Annotated in this window: 9 protein-coding genes and 1 pseudogene; all 10 read left to right on the forward strand. The window is 48.9% G+C overall.

Annotated features, from left to right (window positions below):
* On the forward strand, positions 1-839 hold an 839-nt coding region (locus B3180_RS12325; protein WP_286844867.1), incomplete at its 5' end, for a Type II secretory pathway component.
* Positions 836-1,306, forward strand: coding sequence for a PilN domain-containing protein (locus B3180_RS12330; RefSeq protein ID WP_286844870.1), 471 nt, complete (start codon positions 836-838; stop codon positions 1,304-1,306). The genes B3180_RS12325 and B3180_RS12330, both read left to right, overlap by 4 nt.
* Positions 1,307-1,432 (forward strand): hypothetical protein, encoded by a 126-nt coding sequence (locus tag B3180_RS12335; RefSeq protein ID WP_286844872.1) that lies wholly within the window; start codon positions 1,307-1,309, stop codon positions 1,430-1,432.
* 2 nt (positions 1,433-1,434) lie between these two features.
* Positions 1,435-2,070, forward strand: a complete 636-nt coding sequence (locus B3180_RS12340) for a Type II secretory pathway component (protein WP_224797799.1) — start codon at positions 1,435-1,437, stop codon at positions 2,068-2,070.
* A complete protein-coding gene (locus B3180_RS12345; RefSeq protein ID WP_199494783.1) occupies positions 2,063-2,404 on the forward strand; it encodes a Type II secretory pathway component in 342 nt (113 codons plus the stop codon). Before B3180_RS12340 ends, B3180_RS12345 begins: the two co-directional genes overlap by 8 nt.
* Positions 2,401-4,071 carry a pilus (MSHA type) biogenesis protein MshL gene (gene mshL / locus B3180_RS12350; RefSeq protein WP_278358282.1) on the forward strand — a complete coding sequence of 557 codons (1,671 nt, stop codon included), beginning with the start codon at positions 2,401-2,403 and terminating at the stop codon, positions 4,069-4,071. Before B3180_RS12345 ends, mshL begins: the two co-directional genes overlap by 4 nt.
* 5 nt (positions 4,072-4,076) lie before the next feature.
* On the forward strand, positions 4,077-4,985 hold the full coding sequence (locus B3180_RS12355) for an ExeA family protein (RefSeq protein ID WP_222236396.1): 909 nt from the start codon (positions 4,077-4,079) through the stop codon (positions 4,983-4,985).
* Positions 4,982-6,079, forward strand: a complete 1,098-nt coding sequence (locus B3180_RS12360) for a tetratricopeptide repeat protein (RefSeq protein WP_286844878.1) — start codon at positions 4,982-4,984, stop codon at positions 6,077-6,079. The genes B3180_RS12355 and B3180_RS12360 overlap by 4 nt, the downstream gene beginning before the upstream one ends.
* Positions 6,076-7,791, forward strand: coding sequence for a GspE/PulE family protein (locus tag B3180_RS12365; protein WP_278358280.1), 1,716 nt, complete (start codon positions 6,076-6,078; stop codon positions 7,789-7,791). Before B3180_RS12360 ends, B3180_RS12365 begins: the two co-directional genes overlap by 4 nt.
* Positions 7,791-8,042: pseudogene (locus B3180_RS12370) on the forward strand (type II secretion system F family protein); the annotation flags it as partial. The gene B3180_RS12365 and the pseudogene B3180_RS12370, both read left to right, overlap by 1 nt.

An 8,042-nucleotide genomic window follows, 5' to 3' on the forward strand; every position in this document is an offset into this window, starting at 1 on the left:
TCCTTATTGCTAAAGGACTCGCCGAGTCACCTGAACTGATTGTTAACGATCATGAGCAAGTAAAGCGTGGCTCACTGGTTAAAGAAGCGGGCGCGTTGCTGAGCAAATATTCGCGTATGTCTCTAAAGCATGCGCAGGTGATTTTAGTGTTGGGCACTGACTTATATGAGTCGGTTCAAGTAGATAGACCCATGCTTGACTCCGATGAAATCGCTGAGAGTTTAAAATACAGCTTAAGCGACTTAGTTTCCCTATCTGGCAATGAGATTATCGCCGATTACTATGAGTTTCCTGAACAACCTTCGGGGCAGGATAAGGTAGTCGCAGTTGCAGCGAACCGGCACGAATTAAAACCCTGGGTCGATTTTTTTAGCGAGCATGATCTGCAGCTAACGGACATTGGTATTGCGGAGTTAGCCTTGCCCCGGTTGGTCGAAATTCAAAACCATGCTGAGTTAACCTTGTACCAGAACCCAAGTGGCAATTATATCGCGCAAATTAACACGCCTAAAGGGTTGATGTTTACGCGTTTGCTACGTGGTGTCACCGATATTTCGAGCTATACCGCTGAAGAAATACAGACGGGAGCTTTGGAGCCGCTGGCAACCGAGCTCCAGCGTTCGGTTGACTATTTTGAAAGTCATTTACGGCAGGCACCCATTAGCCGCATTATTTTAGCGGTTGAGCACAGACAGCTATCGGCAGTGCAGAGCAGTCTGTCAGAGCTTTTAGCTGTTGAGTGCAGCGTTTATTCGTACCCCAAGTGGGCAACTGAATTACGCGAAGACGACTATTCCGATTTGGCAGGCCTGGGCGCATTGTTAGAGGTGTCCTCATGAAGCAGTGGGTAAACCTTTATCGTCGTGACTTGCAGCCAATTAAACAGCGCCTGACCTTAGCTCGTTTAAGCGCTGTTTTAGGTGTTTGGCTGGCGCTGCTCATAGCTGTAGTTGTGGTTACTCAATGGCAAAATTCAGCAGTTACCCAGGAAAATGAAAAATTATCGAATGCTTTACAGGCGGTTAACGATGACCTGACTCGTGCCCGGGAACGACTTGAACGGCGAGAGCCTAGCCTGCAGTTACGTGAAGAAAAAGAAGAGCTCATACAACAACTTCAGGATACGCAAAGTTTCAGTCGCAGAATTAGCGAGTTCCAGCAAGGTCAGTCGTCTTCGGTTAGCAGCTTTTTAAATGAATTGGCACAAATAACGCCGGAAGCTATTTGGCTTACTGATTTTTCAATTGCGGGCGAGAATATTCGTTTGCATGGGCAGGCGTTAAATAGTGAAGCACTCGTTTTGTAGATGGATAAATTCGGTCAGTCTGACTTACTGGCAGACAAGCGCTTTGCTGTTGTTGAGCTTAAGCGAAGCGAACAGGGCTACCAACAGTTTCTGTTGCAAAGCGTCAGGACTGACGAGGACAAATAGAGATGATGAACTGGTGGCTAAACTTACAAGAGAACTTTGACGCTATGCCTGCTCGCCAGCGTGCGTTGATGGCCTTGGCAGCTTTTCTTGTTGTGACACTGCCTCTTATCAGTTACTTAATTGTTCCAACTGTTGAAGAGAACAAAAGTACGCAGGCTGATAACCGTCGTATTGAGTCGCAACTGGAACAGCTGAAGCAATTGCAGCAAGAGTTAAGAACTCAGTTAAGTAAAGATGTGAACGCGCCGGTTAAAGCAGAGATTAAACAACTACAGCAGCGCTTGGTTGTGGCCAAAGAAGATTTCTCAGGAAACACCGTGCTATTACCTGCCGACCAGCGTAAACAGTTTTTGCAAGGGGTATTACGACACGCTTCTGAGTTGGAAATGCAAAGCCTGGAAGCGCAGGAGCCGTCAGTGGTGTTTGAAACCGGTTCAATTAAGCTCTATCAACATGCTATTCAGGCGGAGTTCAGCGGACGTTTTTTTGCTGTATCGAAATTTGTCGATAAACTGCAAACGGAGTATCCAAGTGTGCGGTGGGCGAACTTTGAGTACCAAGTGACGAATTATCCGACAGCAACAGTGACTATTGTCTGGTATTTACTGAGTACTGATAAGGAGTTTATCAGTGCGTAACTTAATTTTATGGCTATTTGTTTTATTGCCGTTGTCGACGTTAGCGCAAGAGCGTGACCCGACTCGGCCTCCGGTCAATGAAACGGAAACAATAGCTAACCTGGACAGCTGGGCGGAAGAATTGAAATTGACGCAAATTTTGTATTCTGAGCAGAGCCAGTCAGCTCGGTTAAATGGCCAGTGGGTCAAGCCGGGAGAGCGGGTTGATGGTGTGGAAGTAACGTCAATAAAACCAAACAGTGTGGTTGTTGAAAAAAGTAATGAAGTGGTCGAGATTACTTTATTTGAGCCGATAAAACAGAATAAGAAAGGCATCCCGGGGGCAGTACAATGATAAAAGTTGCGACAGGCGCATTATTACTGGCAGTAATAGCGGGTTGTGCTTATCAACCGAGCTATTCACCAGACGAAGCAAATGAGGCAATGAAGCCAGAAGCTGCCGAGAAAAAAGCGTCTGCTACAAAGTCGGCTGTGCCTGCGGAAGTCAGTAACTTTCTCAATCAAAGCGCGAGCGGGCAACAAGAAGACGGCTTAGCATTGCTGGAAGAGCCACGCTTTGTTTTACAGGCTGATGGAGTTGATGCAAAAGCTTTCTTTTACGGTCTGGCTGCCGATTCCCCTTATAATATTCTGGTGCATCCGAATGTCAGCGGCGAAATTTCAATGAGCCTTAAAGATGTCACGCTGGATGAAACGCTGGACGCAGTGCAGGATATGTACGGTTTTGAAGTGCGTCGCTCCGGCCGTACAATTCAAATATTCCCTTCTGGTGTGCGCACCCAAACGTTTCCGCTCGACTACCTGTCACTGCGGCGTTTTGGTATGTCACAAACTGAAATCTCCGGCGGTGGCGTCAGTGATGAGCGTAATAACAATAACCAGTCTAATCGCGGAAATACGAATAACACCAATGTTTCTGGGGCAAGCCCTTTCGCCGGTAGTGGTGAGTACAGCCGCGACTCACGTCAAAACTCCATGCAAGGCAATGGTTCCAGTATTACCACGCAATCGGAAACCAACCTGTGGGGCGACTTAAAAGAAGTTATTGAAGGCATCATAGGTAACGGCAATGTAGTCTTGTCGCCGCAGGCCGGGGTGGTTAGTGTGACTGCGTCAGCCGACAAGCTTCGCGCTGTTGGCGACTTCATCGAAACCCTGGAGTCGCGCTTACAACGTCAGGTGATTCTGGAAGCACGCATTATTGAAGTAACACTGAACGACAGTTATCAGCAGGGTATTAACTGGAGCGATATCTATTCCGGCAATGCGGGTTTTGGAGTGGAATTCAATGGCGTGACCCCAACTAACGCGACTTCAGCGGCTATTGGTGGGTTATTCGGTCTTACTTACACCGATGAAGGAAATAATTTCAGTGGCATGATAGAAATGCTGCAAACCCAAGGCACGGTTCAGGTTCTGTCGAACCCTCGTGTCAGTGCGTCGAATAATCAAAAAGCGGTCATTAAAATTGGTGAAGACGAGTATTTTGTTACCGACGTGACCAGCCGCACTTCGCTTGATTCCGGCGGTATTTCGTCGTCAGACTCTGATATCGAGTTCACACCGTTTTTCTCCGGTATCTCTCTGGATGTTACACCACAAATTAGCGATGACGGCGAAGTCATTTTGCATGTTCATCCGTCAGTGGTCGAAACCAGCGAACAGGAAAAAGTCATCACCGTGTCAGGAAAAGAGTCGGTACTGCCGCTGGCGCGCAGCAACATTCGCGAGTCCGATACCATAGTAAAAGCCCGCAACGGTGAAATTGTTGTGTTGGGTGGTTTAATGCAAACCACAAATTCTGAAGAAGTGGGTAAGGTTCCGTTACTAGGCGACATTCCGTTGCTCGGTGAGCTTTTCACGAATCGCCGTAATCGTCAGGAAAAGAAAGAGTTGGTGATATTACTGAAGCCCACGGTAGTCGGTGTGGATACCTGGCGCGATGAACTGAAACGATCACGCGAACTGCTGCAGGAATGGTTCCCGGACATTGAGCAATAGGTAGTATGTATTTATACCATTACGGCTTACGCGAACTGCCTTTTACGATAACGCCGAACACGCAGTTCTACTACGACTTGAAAAGCCACCACGAGGCTTTCGAGGTGGTTCTGACTGCGCTGAAAACCGGCGAGGGCTTTATTAAAATTACCGGAGAAGTGGGAACCGGTAAAACTCTGCTATGCCGGCGGTTACTGAACGATATTCCTGACTTTTTTAAAACGGCCTATATTCCTGATTCCTACCTGGATCCGGCTGAGCTGAGGCTGGCCATTGCTCAGGAATTGTCCGTTGAAACCGAGCAGTTAACTAACCAGCAACAATTGGCGCGAGCTCTACAGCAACGTCTGCTGGACATTAATAAAAGTGGGCAGGCGGTCGTTATTTTGATTGATGAGGCGCAGGCGTTACCAGAGGAAAGTCTGGAAGCTTTGCGTTTATTATCCAATCTGGAAACTGAGCGGCGCAAATTGGTGCATATTATTTTACTCGGGCAACCAGAGCTCGATGAGCGCTTATCTCAAAAAGCTTTCCGGCAGTTGCGTCAGCGTATTAGTTTCGCGCATAAACTGACTGCCATGAACGTCGATGAGACAGCGGAATACATCGCCCATAGAATGGATGTGGCCGGTTATAAAGGTGCGCCAATTTTTGACTGGAAACTGATAAAAGGCCTGCACCGGAGCAGCCGCGGGGTACCAAGATTGGTTAATATGCTCTGCCATAAAATGCTGCTATTAGCTTACGGAGAAGGTCGGCGCCAATTATCTTCAAAAGATTTGAAGCTGGCGGTTAAGGATACCGAAGATACTGAGTCAACCCGCTCTGTTTGGCTACCTGTTACTGTGTCAGTCGGCTTTGTTTTCCTGGCTGCTGCCGCTGTTAGTTATTGGAAAATGGGTGGTTCTTTATGAGCGTAATCAATAAAGTCTTGAAGGATCTTGATCGCCGTGGCCAGCAACCGTTTTCGAAAAATGCTGCCAGTAGCGCGGTGGAGCGCCGAGGTAGTCATCGTTTTGGGTTATGGCTGTTAGCGTCACTCATTGCTATTACGCTTGCTCTGGTGTTTTTTTGGTGGCAGTCCTCAGATGATGGCGTGATGAGGGTAACTGAAAGCGAAGCTGCGGACATGCCGTTAGTGCAGGAGCGCGTTGAGCCATTAGTTGATTCATCTGCATTTACGGTACCCACTGAACGTGCCGATGCACCAGCCACTGGCTCGCGCGAACAAACTGCCATTGACCAGAATAACCTCGCATCAGTGGCGGTGTCTGAGCCTATAAGTGAGGCAAAACGCGCGCCTGAAAGTAAAGAGGTTGAGCCTAAAGCAGTTGAAGAAGAGCCTGAATCGACCGCGGATAACAGCAGCGACGAAGCTGAGCCGAGCGGTGAGTTTAGTAAGCAACCCGTACAACTTTCACCGACTGAAATTGCTGAACAACATATTGAGAAAGCGCAGAAAGCGCAGCAACAGGGGCGGTTAACTTCAGCTGAAGAGCATTGGCGTAAAGCGTTGGCTGTAACTCCGGACAATAAAAATGTCCGAAAAAAACTGGCAGCGCTTCAGTTTGGGCGCAACAAGGTATCTCAAGCTCTGACGACATTAGAGGCAGGTTTTAAACGTGACCCGTCTGACTTTGAGTTTCGGTTATTAAGCGCTCGCATTTTAGAAAAAGAAGCCCGTCCGGCGGCAGCCCTAAGTTTGCTGAAGCAAGCGACACCGAATGCAGCAGACTACCCGGACTACGTTCAGAAACAAGCATTGTTAGCTCAGGAAGTGGGTGACTATCAGACGGCTGCCAATACTTATCAGCGCCTTATTGTGGCGGAACCGGCGCAGGGCCGTTGGTATTTGGGTAAAGCCTTAGCTCAGCAGGAATTTGCACCGCAAACAGCTTTAGCCTCTTATGAAGAAGCATTAACGCGAATTACGCATCGCCCCACGGTCGACTTTATTCATCAGCAAATTGCTTTGTTAGAGGCAAATGAACCGGCAGGTGAACAATGAAGCGCCCACGTCTTAAAATGCGACTGGGTGATTTGCTTGTTCATGAGCAAATCATCACAGAAGATCAACTGCATAAGGCTTTGGAAGAGCAGCACCTCAGCGGACGCAAGCTAGGGGCAACGTTAACTGATCTCGGTTACATTTCAGAACAGCAGTTACTGGAGTTTTTGGCGCAGCAACTGAAACTTCCGCTCATTAGTATTTCTGAGCGAAAAATCCCACCGGAGGCTTTCAAGTTACTGCCTGAGGTTCAGGCTCGCCGGCATCGCGCTTTGGTCATTGAAGCCAATGACAAGAAAGCCCTGGTTGGCATGAGCGACCCGGCCGATTTATCCTCAATTGATGCGATAAACCAGTTGTTGGCTCCACGTCAGGTTGAATTGTCGGTTGTGCCTGAGGGTGAGTTGATGCAGGCCTTCGACAACCTGTACCGACGCACGAAGGAAATTGAAACCTTTGCCAGCCAGTTACAAGACGAATACGAAGACACCAGTGAATTTGAACTGGGCCAACTCAGCCTTGATGACGATACGGACGAAGCAACTGTCGCCAAGTTACTGCAGTCAATCTTTGAAGATGCAGTGCAAGTTCGCGCGTCTGACATTCATATTGAGCCGGATGATCGTAAGCTCCGTATCCGTCAGCGGGTTGATGGTGTGCTGCAGGAAAATGTTCTGGACGAAACCAATATTGCCAATGCGCTGGTATTGCGCCTTAAGCTGATGGCCGGACTGGATATCTCCGAGCGTCGCCTGCCTCAGGACGGGCGTTTTAATATGAAGGTCCGCAAGCACAGTATTGATGTTCGTGTATCGACTATGCCGGTGCAGTATGGTGAGTCGTGCGTACTGCGTCTGCTGGACCAGTCAGCTGGCTTATTGTCTTTAGAGCAAACCGGTATGCCGGACTCAATTCTTAAACGCGTACGTAACCTGATAAAACGACCGCACGGTATGCTATTGGTAACGGGCCCGACGGGTTCCGGTAAAACGACAACCTTGTATGGCGCACTGAGTGAATTAAACACCGAAGGCAAAAAAGTCATTACGGTTGAAGATCCGGTGGAGTATCGCCTGCCGCGTATATCTCAAGTGCAGGTAAACAGTAAAATCGGCCTGGATTTCTCACGCGTGTTGCGTACCACCTTACGTCAGGACCCTGACATTATTATGGTCGGTGAGATGCGTGACCACGAAACCGTAGAAATAGGTTTGCGCGGCTCCATCACTGGTCACCTGGTTTTATCCACCCTGCACACCAACGATGCTATCACCAGCGCCATGCGCCTAATTGATATGGGCGCGCCGCCGTATTTGGTTGCTGCGGCACTACGCGGTATTTTAGCTCAGCGTCTGGTGCGCAGGGTGTGTGACAAGTGCACTGAAGATTATCAGCCAGACGAACCGGAAAGCCAGTGGCTGGAACATTTGAAAGAAGGTAGCTCTCAGTATTCTTTCAAACGCGGAGCTGGCTGTCAGAGCTGCAACCATACCGGATACCGGGGACGTATCGGTGTGTTTGAGCTGCTTGAAATGAACACGCCTATGATGGATGCCTTACGTGACGGTAACACTCGTGAATTTGCTGCGGCTGCTAAAGCGCATCCGGGCTATCAGTCCATGGCGACGGTTGCGCTGGATTATGCGCGGCAGGGCGTTACCAGTGTGGATGAAGTGTTATTCCTGGCTGAAAGTGTTGAGGACAGCATCTGATGCAGTTTCGTTATCGCGCCCGGGACAAATCAGGCCAACTGCAGCGCGGCTCAGTTGATGCCAGCGATGAGCGTAATGCCGCTGACGTACTCATGCGGCGCGGGTTGGTTCCTTTGTCCATTAACCCGGCCGGCGGGCAGGGCTTTTCGTTACTTAACAGCAGCTTTGGTGAAAGTTTAAAATCGGCTTTTCAGCAGAAAGTCTCATTAGACGAACTGATTATTTTCTGCCGGCAGATGTACTCGCTGACA

Origin of the sequence: Idiomarina sp. UBA4206 (assembly GCF_002383015.1) — a bacterium.
GTDB classification, from domain to species: Bacteria; Pseudomonadota; Gammaproteobacteria; order Enterobacterales; family Alteromonadaceae; genus Idiomarina; species Idiomarina abyssalis.

Coding starts and splice junctions, on each gene's coding strand:
- B3180_RS12330 (WP_286844870.1), top strand. CDS start 836: ATGAAGCAGTGGGTAAACCTTTATCGTCGTGACTTGCAGCCAATTAAA.
- B3180_RS12335 (WP_286844872.1), top strand. CDS start 1,307: ATGGATAAATTCGGTCAGTCTGACTTACTGGCAGACAAGCGCTTTGCT.
- B3180_RS12340 (WP_224797799.1), top strand. CDS start 1,435: ATGATGAACTGGTGGCTAAACTTACAAGAGAACTTTGACGCTATGCCT.
- mshL (WP_278358282.1), top strand. CDS start 2,401: ATGATAAAAGTTGCGACAGGCGCATTATTACTGGCAGTAATAGCGGGT.
- B3180_RS12355 (WP_222236396.1), top strand. CDS start 4,077: ATGTATTTATACCATTACGGCTTACGCGAACTGCCTTTTACGATAACG.
- B3180_RS12360 (WP_286844878.1), top strand. CDS start 4,982: ATGAGCGTAATCAATAAAGTCTTGAAGGATCTTGATCGCCGTGGCCAG.
- B3180_RS12365 (WP_278358280.1), top strand. CDS start 6,076: ATGAAGCGCCCACGTCTTAAAATGCGACTGGGTGATTTGCTTGTTCAT.